This is a genomic window from Roseinatronobacter sp. S2 (assembly GCF_029581395.1).
Lineage (GTDB): Bacteria > Pseudomonadota > Alphaproteobacteria > Rhodobacterales > Rhodobacteraceae > Roseinatronobacter.
Genome location: NZ_CP121115.1, coordinates 152,461 through 170,043, shown reverse-complemented (window position 1 = coordinate 170,043; position 17,583 = coordinate 152,461). Strand labels below are relative to the sequence as shown.

Annotated in this window: 14 protein-coding genes; 4 read left to right on the top strand and 10 right to left on the bottom strand. The window is 61.4% G+C overall.

Going from position 1 to position 17,583, the window contains the following annotated elements:
* Positions 1 to 2: 2 nt before the first annotated feature.
* Together P8S53_RS17595 and dsbD are read right to left on the bottom strand one after the other, a co-directional pair.
* Positions 3 to 806 (bottom strand): TlpA disulfide reductase family protein, encoded by an 804-nt coding sequence (locus P8S53_RS17595; protein ID WP_277807135.1) that lies wholly within the window; start codon positions 804 to 806, stop codon positions 3 to 5.
* Entirely contained in the window at positions 803 to 2,596 is a 1,794-nt protein-coding gene (dsbD, locus tag P8S53_RS17590) for a protein-disulfide reductase DsbD (protein ID WP_277807134.1), read from the bottom strand. The genes P8S53_RS17595 and dsbD overlap by 4 nt, the downstream gene beginning before the upstream one ends.
* Positions 2,597 to 2,686: 90 nt before the next feature.
* Here dsbD and P8S53_RS17585 point away from each other — a divergent pair, with 90 nt between their 5' ends.
* Together P8S53_RS17585 and P8S53_RS17580 are read left to right on the top strand one after the other, a co-directional pair.
* A complete protein-coding gene (locus tag P8S53_RS17585; protein WP_277807133.1) occupies positions 2,687 to 3,352 on the top strand; it encodes a winged helix-turn-helix domain-containing protein in 666 nt (221 codons plus the stop codon).
* On the top strand, positions 3,349 to 4,680 hold the full coding sequence (locus tag P8S53_RS17580) for an ATP-binding protein (RefSeq protein ID WP_277807132.1): 1,332 nt from the start codon (positions 3,349 to 3,351) through the stop codon (positions 4,678 to 4,680). The genes P8S53_RS17585 and P8S53_RS17580 overlap by 4 nt, the downstream gene beginning before the upstream one ends.
* Positions 4,681 to 4,794: 114 nt before the next feature.
* On the opposite strand, the gene xylA is transcribed toward P8S53_RS17580, so the two are convergent.
* The 5 genes from xylA to xylF form a co-directional block, all read right to left on the bottom strand.
* Positions 4,795 to 6,096, bottom strand: coding sequence for a xylose isomerase (gene xylA / locus P8S53_RS17575; protein ID WP_277807131.1), 1,302 nt, complete (start codon positions 6,094 to 6,096; stop codon positions 4,795 to 4,797).
* Positions 6,093 to 7,532 carry a xylulokinase gene (xylB, locus tag P8S53_RS17570; RefSeq protein ID WP_277807263.1) on the bottom strand — a complete coding sequence of 480 codons (1,440 nt, stop codon included), beginning with the start codon at positions 7,530 to 7,532 and terminating at the stop codon, positions 6,093 to 6,095. Before xylB ends, xylA begins: the two co-directional genes overlap by 4 nt.
* On the bottom strand, positions 7,532 to 8,284 hold the full coding sequence (locus tag P8S53_RS17565; RefSeq protein ID WP_277807130.1) for an ATP-binding cassette domain-containing protein: 753 nt from the start codon (positions 8,282 to 8,284) through the stop codon (positions 7,532 to 7,534). Before P8S53_RS17565 ends, xylB begins: the two co-directional genes overlap by 1 nt.
* Before the next feature lie 2 nt (positions 8,285 to 8,286).
* On the bottom strand, positions 8,287 to 9,534 hold the full coding sequence (locus P8S53_RS17560) for a sugar ABC transporter permease (protein WP_277807262.1): 1,248 nt from the start codon (positions 9,532 to 9,534) through the stop codon (positions 8,287 to 8,289).
* 193 nt (positions 9,535 to 9,727) lie between these two features.
* Positions 9,728 to 10,753: a D-xylose ABC transporter substrate-binding protein gene (gene xylF, locus P8S53_RS17555; protein ID WP_277807129.1), complete on the bottom strand. Its 1,026-nt coding sequence runs from the start codon at positions 10,751 to 10,753 to the stop codon at positions 9,728 to 9,730.
* 230 nt (positions 10,754 to 10,983) lie between these two features.
* Here xylF and P8S53_RS17550 point away from each other — a divergent pair, with 230 nt between their 5' ends.
* Both P8S53_RS17550 and P8S53_RS17545 read left to right on the top strand, forming a co-directional pair.
* On the top strand, positions 10,984 to 12,285 hold the full coding sequence (locus tag P8S53_RS17550) for an ROK family protein (protein ID WP_277807128.1): 1,302 nt from the start codon (positions 10,984 to 10,986) through the stop codon (positions 12,283 to 12,285).
* Complete coding sequence (locus tag P8S53_RS17545) at positions 12,282 to 13,769, top strand: CRTAC1 family protein (protein WP_277807127.1); 1,488 nt, start codon at positions 12,282 to 12,284, stop codon at positions 13,767 to 13,769. The genes P8S53_RS17550 and P8S53_RS17545 overlap by 4 nt, the downstream gene beginning before the upstream one ends.
* A gap of 191 nt (positions 13,770 to 13,960) precedes the next feature.
* On the opposite strand, the gene P8S53_RS17540 is transcribed toward P8S53_RS17545, so the two are convergent.
* The 3 genes from P8S53_RS17540 to P8S53_RS17530 form a co-directional block, all read right to left on the bottom strand.
* Positions 13,961 to 15,292 (bottom strand): cytochrome-c peroxidase, encoded by a 1,332-nt coding sequence (locus P8S53_RS17540; protein ID WP_277807126.1) that lies wholly within the window; start codon positions 15,290 to 15,292, stop codon positions 13,961 to 13,963.
* Positions 15,293 to 15,363: 71 nt separating this feature from the next.
* Positions 15,364 to 16,506 (bottom strand): Gfo/Idh/MocA family protein, encoded by a 1,143-nt coding sequence (locus P8S53_RS17535; RefSeq protein ID WP_277807125.1) that lies wholly within the window; start codon positions 16,504 to 16,506, stop codon positions 15,364 to 15,366.
* Positions 16,503 to 17,564: a sugar phosphate isomerase/epimerase gene (locus tag P8S53_RS17530; RefSeq protein ID WP_277807124.1), complete on the bottom strand. Its 1,062-nt coding sequence runs from the start codon at positions 17,562 to 17,564 to the stop codon at positions 16,503 to 16,505. The genes P8S53_RS17535 and P8S53_RS17530 overlap by 4 nt, the downstream gene beginning before the upstream one ends.
* Positions 17,565 to 17,583: the final 19 nt, after the last annotated feature.

Sequence of the window (17,583 nt, the reverse complement as noted above, 5' to 3'; positions counted from 1 at the left end):
TGCTACCTCAGGGCTTGCAGTTGGGACCGGAACGCGGCGCGGGATATTTCGCCCAAGTGCACGCCTTCCATTTGGCCAGATGATGAAAAGAACAGGGTTGCAGGCAGGCCGGGCGCGTCAAATAACGCCATTGCCGTTGCTGCGGGATCAAGTACCACGCGGTCCGTGACCAGCCCTTCATCGTACAAATATGCGCGTATGGCAGGGCCGTATTCCCCTTGATTCAGGAAGATGACGTCAACATCCGGCGTGTTTTCAGCCAGTTCCATCATCATGGGCAATTCGCGTCGGCAGGGCGGGCACCATGTCGCCCACAGGTTGATGACCACGGGCCTGCCCCCTGACTGGCCAAGGGTCACATCCGGCCCGTCAAGGGCTGTGAATGTGACATCCGGCAAATCCATGCGCGGCGCGGGAAAGGCCATAAGGCTGCCCTGCCAGACCAATGCTGACGCCATCACAGCGCCCAGCAACACGCCTGCGGCCTGTCCCTGTTTGCGCAGCGCCATCCAGCCAAGCCCTGCGGCCACCGCGCCAAAACCGGCGCCCGCATTGAACCCGCCCTGCCAGATGGCCAGCACCGACAAGGGCGACTGCGCGTATATGTCCAGATGCAGCGCCACATAGCCAAGCCTGCCGCCCACCAGCCCCAGAACCAGCAGGCGCGTGGCCCATGCATCCAGTGTGGCAGGTGGCTTGCCAAAGCGCCGGATCAGCGCGACCAGCCCCAGAAAGGCCACGATGCCCGCTATAAACGCAAACCGGTCCACGGACAGGACAATCGGCCCAAGGGAAATACCGGTCATGGCAGCACCTGCGTAGCGGATGTGATGACAGGGCCTGCGCGGGTTTCGCCCACCAGACGGGTGCCGCCCGCTTCTTGCAGCATGTCATCCAGAAAAATCATCGTGGGGGGACCGGCCGCGCCCAGTTCCTGCAACAGCGCCTGCGCCGCCGCGTCAAAGGTGCTGAGATCCAGTTTGATGCGCGTCAGCGGGTCGAGCGCGGCCACCACATCAGGGTCGGGCATAACACGCCTGTCAATCGCGCGGCAGCTTACGCACCAATCCGCAGTCAGATAGATGACACTTGCGCCATCTGCCTGCGCCAGTGCGGAGTCCAGCCCGCGCTTGTCACTGACCACCTGCCAGTCCAGCGCGGCGGCGCTATCGGCATGGCCTGTCTGGAAGGGGCGCAGCGGGTCATCCGCCCCGCGCGATGCCCCCACCACCAGCGCCAATGCGGGCAGCAGGGCCACGATGGCAACTGCGCGCACCCAGATACGGCTTCGCGGGTTTTGAACATCGCGCAGCAGCGCACGCCAGACAAACACACTGAACGCCAGAAACAAAAGCCCCCAGCCAGCCACACCCCAAGGCCCTGTGCCCATGCGGTCGGCCAGCCACAGCGCAAGCCCCAGAAAGACAAAGCCGAAAGCCTGTTTCACGCGCACCATCCATGGGCCCGAGCGTGGCAGGTATTTCGGCCCCAATGTGCCGAAAATAACCAGCGGCGTGCCTTTGCCCAACCCCAGCGCGAATAACGCAGCCGATCCCAGCATCATGTCGCCCGTCTGCGCGATATACAAAAGCGCGGCGGCCAGCGGGGCGGTCACGCATGGCCCGACCACCAGTGCCGATGTGAACCCCAGCCCTGCGGCCCCGGTCATGGTGCCGCGCCGCCCCGCACCCGCGCCTTGCAAGCGCGCGGTCCAGCTTGCAGGCAGGCTGATGTCAAACATGCCGAACATGGACGCAGCCAGCACCACAAACAGGGCAATTATCACCGACAACACCACTGGCGATTGCAGCACCATTTGCAGGTTCTGCCCCGTGGCCGCCGCCGCAAGGCCCAAGGCACCAAAAGCCAGCGCCATGGCCAGAACATAGGACGAAGACAGCGCAAAACCGCGCCTGCGCGTCATTGCGGCCCCGTCGCGGGCCAGATACCCGCCAAGGATGGGCACCATCGGCAAAACACACGGGGTGAAGGCCAGCGCCAGCCCGAACCCGAAAAACGCCAGCAACAAAACCGGCACGCCATACGCGCCCAGCCGGTCCACAAGGCCGGTGTCACCCGCAAGTGTAAGTTGCGCGCCTGTGCCGCCCGCAGCAGGGGGTGTTATGGCGGCGGGTGATCCGCCTGCGTCAATGCTGATTGTCCGGCTTTGCGGGGCATAGCAGATCCCGCCATCCTGACAGCCTTGCCATGTCACGGCAATCATGCCCGCGACGGGTGGCAGGTCTATGCTTATATCATCGCGGTAGATATAGACCGTGCCGAATGTCAGATCATCCGTCAACTCTGCCTGTGGCAGGTCAAGTGCAACGGGGCCATCGGGGGCATCCACCTGCAACCTGTCCTGATACAGGTAATATCCGGGCGTCACCTGCCATGTCAGGGTTACGCGCCCGTCAGGGGCCACCTCATGATGCAGCACAAATGCCTGATCAGCAGGCAGGGGCGCATCGCCCGCAGGCGTAGACCACTGAATGGACTGCGCCACGGCAACCGATGCAAGCATCATCAGCCCGATCACTGGTATGACAAGGCGGGCAAGGCGCATATGAACGCAGGAGGGTGCAGGTTTAATCATTTTGTCCTTTCACGCGGTCCAGCTTAAGGCAGGCTTAAGGCGCCCACCGCAGCACTGGCCAGTCCGGCAAAACCCCTATAGGCATCATATATGCGTATCCTGATTGTTGAAGATGATGAAACCCTTGCTGACGGCTTGGCCGCCGGGTTGCTGCTGAACGGGTTTTCTACCGAACTTACAACAACTTGCGCAGATGCCGATTTGGCGTTTCAGCAAGGCGGGTTTGCCGCAGTGGTGCTGGATTTGATGTTGCCGGACGAATCAGGGCTGGATTTGCTGGCCCGCTGGCGCAAGGCAGGCCATCACATACCAGTGATCTTGCTGACCGCGCTGGATGCAGTGGCCGACAGAATTGCCGGGTTGGATCGCGGGGCGGATGATTATCTGGGCAAGCCGTTTGATCTGGATGAACTGGCCGCGCGGTTACGCGCCATCGGGCGCAGGGGCGAAGGGCGGGCCGAGCCGCTGGCGCGCTATGGCGCATTGTCGCTTGATCCTGCGCAACAAACAGCATGGTGGGGGGACACCCAGATTACCCTGTCGCGGCGCGAATATGCCTTGCTTGCCGCGCTGATGGACCGGCCCGGCGCGATTGTCGCGCGCGCCACGCTGGAAGAACGGCTGTATGGTTGGCATGATGGTGTTGAAAGCAATGCCTTGGAAGTGCATGTTCACAAGCTGCGCGCCAAACTGGGGCCGCAGGTTATTCGCACAGTGCGCGGCGTTGGCTATCAATTGCAAAAGGGGGCGTCATGACATCCCTGAGAATGCGTCTGTTTGCGCTGCTGCTGCTGGCCACGGGGCTGATCTGGTTGTCGGCGGTTGTCTGGCTGCAATATTCAACCAAGGCCCAAATTGAGCGCGTGCTGGATTCGCGGCTGGCCGAAGCGGGGCATATGGTGTCGTCATTGCTGTCGGATCAGGGGCTGGCGCATGCGGTCAGTCTGGACGCCGAAGGCAGCCTTAGCCTGCCGGATTTTCGTGTCATCGACGGGGGTATTGAACGGCAGTTGCATTGTCAGGTCTGGTCCATGCGCGGCACGTTGCTGGGGCAATCGGGCGGGGGGCCTGCGCAACGGCTGGCGCAATCCGAACCGGGGTTCAGCGCATCCGAAATGGATGGGGGCAAATGGCGTGTCTATACTGTCGTCAATGAAGCGCTTGGTGTGGAAATCGTTGTCGGCGAAAGCTATGCCATGCGCGAAAACCTTGTCGCAGATGTGCGCGCGGGCCTGATCTGGCCGATACTTGTGATTGCGCCGCTGCTGGCGGCGGCCATCTGGCTAAGTGCGGGGCGCGGGTTGCGCCCGTTGCAGCAATTTGCCTCGGCCCTTGCTGCGCGTGATGAAGGCAACCTTGACCCCGTTGCCAAAACCCCGTTGCCACCGGAAATGTGCCCGGTTGGCACTGCGCTTGACGGGTTGCTGTCGCGGCTGGCGCAGGCCCGCAGGAGAGAGCGCGACTTTATCGCCTATGCCGCACATGAACTGAAAACACCGCTTGCAGGCATAAAGACACAGGCACAGGTCGCGCGATCGGCCCCACCGGGGGTGGTTCAGGATAATGCGCTGGAAAAACTGACCGGCGCAGTGGACAGGACCGGCAGGCTGGTGGGCCAGTTGCTTGATCTGGCACGCGCCGAAGACGGGGACGCGTTAAGCGTGCGTTCCGAGCATCTGGACAGTATTGCCCGAAGGGCCTGCGCCGATGCCCAGGATTTGGCACAGCGCAAGGGTGTCACACTGCGCCTGAAGGGCAGCGCGGGGGGCGTTTGCACAGATCCCGTTCAACTGGGGGTCGCGCTGCGCAATGTGCTGGAAAATGCGCTGCACGCCGCGCCCGCAGGCAGTGTTGTTACCGTTCTGGTGTCCGATACCGGCGTGGACGTGCATGACCAAGGCGCAGGTATTGCGGCAGACGATCTGCCACATGTGACACAGCGTTTTTTCACGGGCGCAGGCGCGCGCGAAAAAGGCAGCGGTCTGGGCCTTGCCATTGCGGCCGCAGCGCTGAACAAGCTTGGCTGGCGGCTGGAATTCCGTCCTGCGCATCCCCAAGGGCAGATCGTGCGGCTGCTGCGCTGATCAGATGAGGATCGCGCGGCGTGGCTCAATCCATCATTAACATAACATTGCTTATGGGATTTTTTCTTGCGCATAGCGGACTTGCCCCCGTTTCAGGGCAAGCCCGCCAAATGCTTACATGAAGCGGTTGACCAGATTTTCCAGTTTTTCCTGTTTGCCGGAACAGGGCTGCGGGTCGATGCCACGCGCCAGAACGTCGGCTGCGATACTGTCCAGATCGCTGGTCAATAGTGCCTGCGCTTCGGGTTTGGCCCAGCCAGCGTAACGTGCGGCGCGTGCGGATTCCAGCCTGCCATCTTCCAGCATCGCGGCGGCTGCCTTCAGCCCGCGTGCGCAGACATCCATTGCGCCCGCATGCGACACGATCAGGTCTTCGGGGTCCAGCGATTGGCGGCGCAGTTTGGAATCGAAATTCGTGCCGCCGGATGTGAACCCGCCCGCGCGCAGAATTTCGTAATAGGCCAGCGCGATTTCAGGCACATTATTGGGGAACTGGTCTGTGTCCCAACCGGATTGATAATCGTTGCGGTTCATGTCGATGGACCCGAAAATCCCAAGGCTGGACGCCAGCGCCAGTTCATGCTCGAAACTATGGCCTGCAAGAATGGCATGGCCCTGCTCGATATTGACCTTTACTTCCTTTTCCAGCCCGAAGCGCTTCAGGAAACCATAGACTGTAGCCACATCGTAATCATACTGGTGCTTTGTGGGTTCCTGCGGTTTGGGTTCGATCAGGATGGCCCCTTTGAAACCGATCTTGTGCTTGTAGTCCACCACCATCGACAGGAAGCGGCCCATATGGTCCAATTCCTTGCTAAGGTCGGTGTTCAGCAGGGTTTCATACCCTTCGCGCCCGCCCCAAAGAACATAGTTTTCACCCCCCAGACGCTGTGTCGCATCCATGCAGGTTTTCACGGTCGCGGCGGAAAACGCGAACACATCAGGGTCCGGATTGGTTGCGGCCCCTGACATGAAACGCCGGTGGCTGAACAGATTGGCCGTGCCCCAAAGCAGTTTCGGCCCGCCCGCTTCCATTTTGGCGGCGAAATAGTCTGTCATTTCTTCCAGATTGCGCGTGGTTTCAGCAAAGCTGTCGCCTTCGGGGCGCATGTCTGCATCATGGAAACAGTAATAGGGCGCGTTCAGAATGCGGAACATCTCAAACGCGACATCGGCCTTCAGCTTGGCGTTTTGCATGCTGTCGCCGAACCATGGCCGCAGGAATGTCTGGCCCCCGAACGGGTCGCCCCCCTGCCATGCGAAACTGTGCCAGTAACAGACAGCAAAGCGCAGGTGATCTTCCATCCTGCGGCCCAGAACAATTTCATCCGGGTTATAGTGGCGGAACGCGAAATCATTGTCGCTGTCCGGTCCCTCATAGGTGATTTGCGGGATACCTTTGAAAAAATCGGTCATGTCAGATCCTTTATTGCAGTTTGGGCCTTGCGGTAGCGGGCATACCCGTCCTGAAAGGCCTGTGTTGTATCGGTGACGGGGTCAAAGCTGCGGGCAATGGGTGGCAGCGGCATGGCGTCCGCCCCTGCCCCGGTTGCCGCCATCAACCCCAGCCGCGCAGCCCCAAGGGCTGCGCCATAATCGCCCGCCTGCGGCACCTGAACCGGCAGGTCCAGCGCGGTGGCCAAGGCCGAAAGCCAGTATTCCGACCGCGCGCCCCCGCCTGCGGCCAGTAGCGTATCAAGCTGTGTGCCCGTGGCCGACAGCGCCTGCTGGCAATCGACCAGGGCGTAGACCACGCCTTCCATCACCGCGCGGGTGGCGGCGGCGCGGTCGGTCGCATGTTCCAGCCCTATGAACGCGCCGCGAATGCCCGCATCATTCAGCGGCGTTCGTTCGCCGCCCAGATAGGGCAGAAACAGCGCCTGACCGGGTGGCTGCAATGCGCCCAGATTGGCCGTCAGTTCTGCTGGACTTGCCCCCGCGATACCTGCAAACCAGTTCAGCGCATCGGTGGCCGCCAGAATTACGCCCATCTGGTGCCATGTGTCCGGCAGCGCGTGGCAAAATGTATGCACCGCGGTTTCGGGTGCTGGCGCGTAGCCGTCGGTTGCCGCAAACAACACACCCGATGTGCCAAGGCTGACGAACCCCTGCCCGCCCCGCGCGATCCCCAGCCCGATGGCGGTTGCGGCATTGTCGCCCGCCCCGCCAGCGACGGGAATACCAGCGCGCAGCCCGAATTCCTGCGCAAGTTCAGAACGCAGCCCACCTGATTGCGCGGACCCTTCGACAAGTGCTGGCATGTGGTCGCGTGTCAATCCGGTGGCATTCAGCAACCCGTCGGACCAGTCGCGCGCGCCCACATCCAGCCAGCTTGTGCCCGCCGCATCTGACATTTCGGCCACATGTGCCCCCGTCAGCCACAGGCGCAGATAGTCCTTCGGCAACAAAACCTTGGCCACTTGCGCAAACAGGTTGGGTTCTTCATCGGCCATCCAGACCAGCTTGGGTGCGGTAAAGCCCGGAAAGACGATATTGCCACTTATGGCCCGAAATTGCGGGTCTGCGTCCAGCCGCGCGGCCTGCACACTGGCGCGGGTGTCATTCCACAATATGCACGGGCGCAGCACCTTGTCAGACGCATCCAGCACGGTTGCGCCATGCATATGCCCCGACAGGCCAATGCCTGCAACCGCGCCCAGATCCACTTTGCCTGACAAGGCGCGCAACACCGCTCCCGCCGCCGCGATCCAGTCCGCGGGGTTTTGCTCGGACCAGCCGGGGGCCGGGCGTGCAACGCTTAAGGGCGCCGTCGCTTCGGCCAGAACCGCGCCGGTGTCATCAATAACCAACCCCTTCAGGCCGGATGTGCCAAGATCCAATCCCATATACATCATGCTGCCTGCTCTGCCTTCTTGCCCATGATGATCATCGACAAGATGTCATCTTCGGTTACATCCTCGACCCGTTCGGTGCCGATAAGCTGGCCGTTTTTCATGACGCTGACACGGTCGCACAGGTCCATCATTTCGCGGGTGTCATGGCTGATCAGGAAAATGCCAAGCCCCTGGGCCTTCAGTTCCATGATCAGGTCGGCCACCATTTTGGTTTCATGCACGCCAAGCGCCGCTGTCGGTTCGTCCATGATAAGAATGCGCGCGTTGAAATAGACCGCGCGCGCAATCGCCACCGACTGGCGCTGGCCACCCGACAGGGCGCTGACAGGGTCCGCGATTTTCTTGAAGTTCGGGTTCAGCCGCGCCATGATCTTGGTGGTTTCAGCCTCCATGCGGCTATCATCCAGAAACCCGAACATGGTGCGCAATTCGCGCCCCAGAAACAGGTTTGCAGGCGCGGGCAGATTGTCGGCCAGCGCCAGCGTCTGGTGAATGGTTTCGATGTTGTGCGCGCGCGCATCGCGGGGGCTGTTGATCGTGGCCTTTTCGCCCTCGATCCAGATTTCGCCGCTATCGGCCTTATAGGCCCCCGAAAGTATCTTGATCAGCGTGGATTTGCCCGCGCCGTTATGGCCCAGCAGGCCCACAACTTCGCCGGGATACAGGTCGATTGACACATCATCAACCGCCTGCACGCCGCCAAAAGCAATCGAGATATTGCGCATTTCGACAAGTGGTGTGCGGGTCATGTTCAGCCCTTTCCTGTGCGGCGGCGATAGATGATGTCGATCAGCACCGCCAGAACCAGCACGCTGCCCACAACGATGTTTTGCAAGGGCGCGTCGACACCCACCATGGCCATGCCTGATTGCAGCGATTGCATGATCAGCGCGCCCAGAATTGCCCCGTAAATCGTGCCAATCCCGCCCGCCAGTGCAGTGCCACCAATCACGGCGGCGGCGATGACGCGCAATTCGTCCAGTGTGCCGATATCGTTGGAATGGTTGGTCAGACGCGCCGACGCCACGACCGCCGAAATCGCACAAAGCGCGCCCATGATCGCAAACACCTTGACCGTCAGCAGTCGCGTATTGATGCCCGACAGTTCTGCCGCTTGCGGGTTGCCGCCGGTCGCAAAAATATAGCGCCCCAATGCCGTGCGCCGCGCAATAACCGTCATGACAATGGCCACCACAATCAGCAACAGCACCGAAAGCGGCAGGCCATAGGCTGCGGTATACCCCTCGGGCATGGTTTCACCGCGCGCGGTGAATTCGCGTTGCAGCCGCGCGGCGGGCACCTGATAGGAATTCAGCACCGCGATCAGGCCCAGAATTGCACTGGCAATGATAGCCCCCAGCGCCATTTCAGCCCAAAGCGGCTTTACCGGAAATTCATGACGCAACTTGTCGCGCCGCTTGGACCAAAGTGCGGCCAGCGCGGCCAGTGTGGCGACGATGCCCACAACCCATGACCAGAATTCCCCCATGGTCCCGTTAATGCCGCCGAACATCTGGAATGTTGAATCCAGCGGACCAATGGTCTGCCCGTTGGTCAGATACCAGGCCGCATTGCGCCACACCAGCAAGCCCCCAAGCGTGACAATGAAGGCAGGTATCAATAGATAGCCCGCCAGATAGCCCTGAAACGCGCCAATCAGCCCGCCTGTCATAATGCCCGCCGCAATCGCCAGCCACGGAATAAGCGCGTGTCCCAGCGGCAGGCCCAGAAACTGCGGCAACCACGCGGTCTGCATCATCGCCATGACGGCAGAACAGGTGGCCAGCAGCGCGCCCACCGACAAATCAATGTGACGTGTGACAATCACAAACACCATGCCCGTGGCCATGATGGCCACGCTGACGGTCTGGATGGTCAGGTTGAATATGTTGCGCGGCGTCAGAAAACGCCCATCCGTCAGGACATTGAACACGATCGCCACCAGAATAAAGGCGCCAATCATGCCCAGCAGGCGGGTATCCAGTTCCAGTGCATCCATCAGGCTTTTCTTATTGGCCTTCTGGCCGCCGGATGATGTGCGGTTGGCAGTGTCGGGGGTGCTCATGGGGAAATGTCCTGAATGTCGTGGCTGTGCGGTTGCTGCACAGGCAAGGACCAATTTGCGCGCAAACGCAGCTTTCGACGATGGGGCGGCACGCATGCCGCCCCGTGTGTGATTGGGCTAGTCGTGATCAATCACAGGGCGCGGGGCCGCTGCTGACACCCTGACACAGCGCTTCAAGGCTGATCCAGCCAGCATCGACAACCAGCGACAGGTTGTCTGCGGTCACCGGAACAGGTTCCAGGAACATCGACACCATTTCGGTGCCTGCGGGCGATGTCCACATGCCTGCACCTTCGATATCGGCCATTTCGGTGCCTGCGGCCAGTTGCACCGCGATTTCAGCCGCGGCACGGCCCAGATCACGCGCATCTTTCCACACGGAAACCGTTTGCGTGCCTTGTGCGATACGGTTCAGCGCCGCGTGGTCGCCATCCTGGCCGGACACGGGAATCCCGTCCATGCCCTGCGCGGTCAGTGCCGCAACAACGCCACCGGCAGTTCCGTCATTCGACGCCACGACCGCATCGACATTGTTGTCCTGCGCTGTCAGAATCTGCTCCATGTTGCGCTGCGCATTGGCGGGCAGCCACGCATCGGTATAGGCTTCGCCGACAATGGTGATGTCGCCTGCATCAATCGCAGCTTGCAGGATTTCCTGCTGGCCACCGCGCAGGAAGTCTGCGTTGGGGTCAGTGGGCGAGCCTTTGATCATGACATAATTGCCGCTTGGTGCCTGCTCCAGCACGGCGCGCGCTTGCATCCGCCCGACTTCGACATTGTCGAAAGTCAGGTAGAAGGCGCGGTTGTCTTCGATCAGACGGTCGTAGGCAACAACGGGAATCCCCTCATCGGCTGCGGCCTGAACGGCCGGGCCAATGGCTGCTGCGTCTTGCGCCAGAACAATCAGGGCATTCGCGCCCTGCGACACCAGACTTTCGATATCGGACAGCTGTTTGGATGATGACGATTGTGCATCCGTCGAAATATAAGTTGCGCCAGCGGCGTCCAAAGCCGCGCGAATAGCGGCCTCATCTGTCTGCCAGCGCTCTTCCTGAAAGTTCGACCAGCTTACACCGACAGTCAGCGACTGGGCCAATGCGGATGTGCTGAAGCCAAGTGTTGCGACAATCGCCGCAGTCATTATTCTTTGCATGCGTTCCTCCCTGAACAAATCACGGCACGCGCGTCGAGGCACGTCCGGACAGGCGAAATAATGCCATATATTTTTCGACTGTCAAACAAAATAAAGCAAACTGCGTCAGGAATCCTGACTTTATTCTGCATATTTCTAACGATCTGTCGTTTTTTCTTGATGTTTTCCCCGACATCCAGTGTTATTAATTTATCCTGTGAAGTTATTACTGCGCTGGGGAGGGCAGGGGAATGACGCCGCATCTTGTCGGGGCTATTACATCTGATGCGGAAGAACAGGCCGGTTGCGGCCCGGTTCTGGCAAACATTGCGCCCACTCCCCGCCCGCTGCGACAGACATTGTTTGACTATGCCCGCGCCCATGGCAAGACCACGCGCGCCGATATGGTGCGCGCGCTTGGGCTAAGTGCTGCATCCATCAGTGCCGTCACCGCCGAATTGATTGCCGAAGGGTTCTTGCGCGAAACCACCACCCCGCCCCCGTTGGACACCGACCAGCCCCGCACAGGGCGTGGCCGCCCGCCGGTGGAACTGGAGGTGGTGGCCGAAGCGTATCATGTTGTCGGCATGAAGCTGGGTGACCAGCGCCACACGGCCGTTCTAAGCGATTTTGCGGGCCGCAGGATTGCCGAAGCCGATGTGCCCACCCGCCCCAACCGCAAAAGCCCCGCCATACTGGTGGCCGAAGCCCGCGCGCTTATGGATAAATTGCTGTCATCGCAAGGCATGCAGGTGCGCGATATCGATTCCATCGGCGTGGGCATGGCGGGTATGGTGGAACATGCAACCGGCAATGTGCCTTGGTCCCCCATGCTCGATTCGCCCGGAACCGCCCTGAGCACGCAGTTTCAGGATGCGTTCGGGGTGCCCACCTATCTGGACAATGACGCCAATCTGTTGACACTGGCGGAACTATGGTTTGGCGGCGGGCGGCGCAAATCGGATTTTGCGGTTGTCACCATTGAACACGGGGTCGGCATGGGGTTGGTGTTGTTCAACCAGCTCTATCGCGGGGCGCGCGGTGTCGGGCTGGAACTGGGCCATACCAAGGTGCAACTTGACGGGGCCTTGTGCCGCTGTGGCAAGCGCGGCTGTCTGGAAGCCTATGTCGCCGATTACGCGCTGGCGCGTGAAGCGGCCACCGCACTAGACCAGCATGCCAGTCTGTCCGAAAGCCCGCTTGCCCTGCTGGAAGACCTGTTTGCCGAAGCCCGTCGCGGCAATGAAGCGGCATTGTCCATTTTCCGGCGCGCGGGTCGGTATCTGGCGCTTGGGTTGTCGAATGTCGTGCAAATGTTTGATCCCGAAGTGGTCATTCTGTCGGGCGGGCGCATGCAGTATGATTACCTGTATGCCCGCGAGGTGATGGCAGAAATGCAGGCCATGACGCTGATTGGTGCGCGCGCACCTGCGCGCGTGGAAATTCACGCATGGGGCGATCTGGTCTGGGCGCAGGGCGCGGTCGCGCTGGCATTGGGGGCCTTGACCGAAAACCTGCTGGGCGGCACGGCCACGCGCGGCAGCGCCGCATGAAGGGCGCGTTTTTCGCGGTCCTTATGATGGCCACCCCTGCCCTGCCCCAAACCCCGCAATTTGCGGACCTCGGCGCCGCTATTTCCGAACATCACTATAGCGGCGGCTGGGAATATTTTGTGGGCGGGGGTGTGGCCGCGTTTGATTGCAGCGACAATGGCCTGCCCGATCTGTTTCTGGCGGGCGGCGAAGGGCCTGCGCTGCTGCTGCGCAACATGGGCGGGATGGAGTTTGCGCCGCAAGACACCGGCCTGACGGGTGTAACAGGGGCCTATCCGCTGGATATTGACGGCGACGGGGTGCTGGATGTGTTTGTGTTGCGCGTCGGGCCGAATGTGGTGCTGCGCGGCCTTGGGGATTGCCAGTTTGAAGACGCGACCGAAGCACTTGGGATAGATGCGGGCGCGGGCTGGTCCACCGCGTTCAGCGCATGGTGGGATGCGGGCGCAGACCGGCCCAGTATGTTTGTCGGAAATTATGTGGACCGCGACGACCCCGCAGGCCCGTTCTTTGCCTGCGATGACAACCAGATGCTGCGCGCCCATCGCAAGGGCTGGACATCCGCCCCCTTCGGTCCGGGATTTTGTCCGCTATCCGCACTGGCCGCCCCCGATGCCCGCGACCGCATGACGCTGCGCCTGTCCAATGACAGGCATTACTATGTGCGTGGCGGCCATGAACAGATGTGGGATATTGAAGACGGGCGCTTTCTGGGGGCCGATGATGGCTGGCCGGAGTTGATGCTGTGGGGCATGGGCATTGCCAGCCGCGATATAACCGGCAACGGGCTGGCGGATGTGTATCTGACATCCATGGCCGACCAGATGCTGCAACTGGCACAACCGGATGGCACCTACCGCGCAGCGCCCTTCAGCATGGGCCACACGGCACACCGCCCGTTTACCGGCGATGACGGGCGCCCGTCGACGGGCTGGCATGCGCAATGGGGGGATGTGACGAATAACGGGCGGGTTGATCTGTTCGTGGCCAAGGGCAATGTGGACCAGATGCCCGATCTGGCTATGGCCGACCCCAATAACCTGCTGCTGCAAGGGCCTGATGGCACATTTACCGAATCCGCGCATCTGGCGGGACTGGCCGATCCGGCACGGTCGCGCGGTGCGGCGCTGGTGGATCTGGATGGTGACGGGCGGCTTGATCTGGTGGTCATCAACCGGCGCGCGCCCGCAAGGCTGTATCGCAATGTCACTGAAGGGGTTGGAAACTGGCTGGCGGTTGATCTGCGTCAGGACGGGACCAACCGCTTTGCCATTGGCGCGCGTGTGACGGTGGACACCGAAACGGCCAGTCAATGGCAGGACATCACCATCGGGGGCGGGCATGCGGGCGGGCAGTTGGTGCCGCTGCATTTCGGGCTGGGGGATGCAACGGGCGCGGATGTGCATGTGCGCTGGCCCGACGGGGAGGAGACCCGCCACAGGATTGGCGCGGTCAATCAGCGTGTTACGCTGCGGCGTGATTAGTGGATGGTCTTGTCAGACGAAACCGCGAACGAGGGTGAAACTGGCCCGAAGGGGGCATTGGGGAGCTTCCCAAGGCGCGGAGCAAAGGCCAAAGGCCGCCGCGCTATCGGCGGGCCGTCCCGCGGCCCGCCGATAGCGCGGGCTTAGTCCATGGCATCAACGTCACCTTCAGGCCACTCGCCCCCTTCCCGTCACGGGTTCGGCACAACCAGCCCGCTGGGCACATCAGGGGGCACGCCCAACCGCCCTGCCAGTGCCTGCGCATCGCTTAAACTGTCCAGAAAGGCCACGATATCTTCAATGTCACGCTCACTCAGGGCAATGGGCGGGGTTTGCACGGCATCTGCGATGGCGGCAAGCTCGGCAGGGTCGTCCATGATCTGCCAGTCATCCACGGCCAGATCCGGCAAGATGACCTGCGCGCGGTCATAGCGCATAAGGCCCGCCACAGGGTCGGCGTGATCGCGGATGAAGCCTTCAAGCGTGGCATGCGACCCCGCATGACCGTAGGGCGCTGTATGCGCCACATTGCGCAAGGACGGCGTGCGAAAGGCAAACGCATCTTCATCGCGCCCTGTTACGCGCATGCGCCCTGTGTCGCGGCGGTGCGATTCAAACCGCGCGGCCTTGCCCGGTCCCAGTTGCGGCACGCCGCGCGCATGAAACCCGTGATCGGTCTGGAACGGGCCGGAATGGCAACTGGAACAGGTGGCGCGCCCGTAAAACAGGCCCATACCGCGCGCGGCCCCCTCCGCCAGATCGCCCTGACCGCGCAGATAAGCATCAAACGGGCTGGTATCGGACCGGAATTCAACCGCGACAAAGGCCGCAATGGCATCTGATATATGCGTGAATGCAATGTCATCGGGCGATGTGATGGTGTCATCTGTGGCAATAAAACGCGCGGCATAGTCAGGAATGTCGCGCACCCGCTGCGCAATCAGATCCCATGCGCCCCCTGCGCCGGTAATGCGGCCCTGGCGCACGGCTTGTGCAATTTCATTCTCGCTGTAATGGCCCGCCATTTCATCGGGGCTAAGGACAGGAAACATGTTCTGCGCCGACAGAAGCGAGGCAAACCCTGCCATCATGTCCCCTTCCAGCGGTGTGCGCAGTCCGGTTTCGCGGCTGGGGTCCACCTCGATGCGGCCATCATGGAACATGCGGGTGAATTCATAGGCGCCCAAATTCCACAGCGCGGGCGAATTTCGGGGAATGCGTTGTTCCGGCATATTGTCCGCATCGGCCACGCGCGCAGGGCCAAGGCCCTTGCCCCCGTCGCCCAGACCCAGCGACACCCCGTCAGATGTGCCAAAGGCGGGGTGGTGGCATGTCGCGCACGCCACTTCGCGGTTCCCAGACAGGATGGGGTCGTAAAACAAATGCCAGCCAAGCCGCACCAGATCGGGCGGGTGGCTGGCAAAATCGGCATCACTTACCGCAGCGGGCAAGGGCAATTCGGCCAGCGCGCTGCCGCACCCCAAACCGGCAACTGCCACCAGCCCCATAGCAATACCGCGCATCCTGCCCCCCTGCCCCGTCAATACGGCACAGAATGGCGCATCAACGGGGGCGGCGGCAAGGGGCAACGCGATCAAGCTTGCGGGACAACCGGCGTCCACGCCCCGTCCGCCTTTGACGAGCGCAGGCAGGCATCAATGAAGCGCATGCCTGACAACCCGTCCGCCAAGCCCGGCAAAACCCCGCCCTCAAGCGCGCTGCCTGCATCATGGGCGCGGATGGCATCGGCTGCTTCGCGGTAGAGCGTGGCAAACCCTTCAAGATACCCTTCGGGATGGCCTGCGGGAATGCGTGTGGTGGCTAAACCTGCATCATTGGCCCCAGCCCCCCCGCGCGTCAGAATTTGTGTAGGCTGGCCAAAGCGGGTGAATGCCATCTGGTTGGGGTTTTCCTGCGCCCAGTCCAGACCCCCCTTGTCGCCGTGAATGCGCAGCCGCAAGCCGTTTTCATTGCCGACGGCCACTTGCGATGCCCATAGCATGCCCTTGGCCCCGCTGGCATAGCGCAGCATCACATGGGCGTTGTCATCCACCGCGCGCCCGTCCACGAAACTGGACAGATCAGCGGCCAGTGCATCGGGGGACTGGCCAGTGACAAATTCGGCCAGTTGCCAAGCATGGGTGCCTATATCGCCAATCGCCCCGCCTGCACCGGACCGTGCAGGGTCCGTGCGCCATTCAGCCTGTTTGCCGGTTGCCGCTTCGGTCAGCCAGTCCTGCACATATTCGACATGCACCAGCCGCAAACGGCCCAGTTCACCCCGCGCCACCATGTCGCGCGCCTGCCGGATCAGCGGATAGCCGGAATAATTATGCGTCAGCACAAACAGCTTGCCCGATTGCGCAAGCGCCTGTTCCAGTTCCAGCGCGTCGTTCAGTCTGGACGCAAGCGGCTTGTCGCAAATCACATGGATACCGGCGCGCAAAAAGGCAAGCGCGGCAGGGACATGCATGTGGTTGGGCGTGACAATCGCGACCGCGTCAATGCCATCATCGCGCGCGGATTCGGCTGCGGCCATCTGCGCAAAACTGTCATAGCTGCGGTCCGGCGCGATCCCAAGTGCCGCGGCTGATGCATGCGCGCGTGCGGGGTCTGATGACAGCGCCCCCGCGACCAGATCCCATTGCCCGTCAATGCGTGCCGCAATGCGGTGAACACCCCCGATGAACGCGCCTTCGCCGCCGCCCACCATGCCCAGTTTCAAACGTACACTCATTGGTCAATCCCCAGCATTGCGCGAATTTGCGCGATATCGGTTTTTGCGCCTGCGAAATCATCAAACGCCTTGTCGGTCACATCAATGATATGTTGCGCGATGAAAGGTGCCCCTTCGGCCGCGCCCTGTTCGGGGGACTTCAGGCAGCATTCCCATTCCAGCACGGCCCAGCTGTCGTAATCATACTGCGACAGTTTGGAAAATATCGCGGCAAAATCAACCTGACCGTCGCCAAGGCTGCGGAAGCGCCCCGCGCGGTTCAGCCATGGCTGATAGCCGGAATAAACGCCTTGCCGCCCGTCGGGGTTGAATTCTGCATCCTTGACGTGAAAAGCGCAGATACGGTCATGATAGATGTCGATAAAGGCCAGATAATCCATCTGTTGCAGCAGGAAATGCGACGGGTCGTAATTGATGCGCGCGCGGGTGTGGCCGTCCAGCGCATCCAGAAACATTTCCCATGTCGCCCCGTCAAAGACATCTTCGCCGGGATGAATTTCATAGCCGATATCAACGCCGTGTTCGTCATAGACATCAAGGATCGGACGCCAGCGGCGGGCAAGTTCGGAGAACGCCTCTTCAATCAGGCCCGCGGGGCGCTGCGGCCATGGATACAGGAACGGAAACGCCAGTGATCCGGTAAAACTGACCGATGTGTCCAGCCCCAGATGACGGCTGGCGCGCGCGGCTTTCTTGACTTGATCCACGGCCCATTCCTGCCGTGCCGCTGGTTTGCCATGCAGCGCAGCGGGGGCAAACCCGTCAAACGCCGTGTCAAAGACGGGGTTTACCGCAACAAGCTGGCCCTGCAAATGCGTGGACAATTCGGTGATTTCCACGCCCGATGCGGCGCAGATACCGGCGATTTCATCGCAGTAATCCTTGCTGTCTGCGGCGCGGTCCAGATCGAACAGGCGCGGGTCGAATGTCGGAATCTGCACGCCTTTGTAACCCAGCGATGCCGCCCATTTGGTGATGTTTTCCAACGAGTTGAAAGGGGCTTCGTCGCCTGCGAATTGCGCCAGAAACAGGGCTGGTCCTTTAATCTTTGCGGGCATTGGTCTTCCTCGTGGTTTG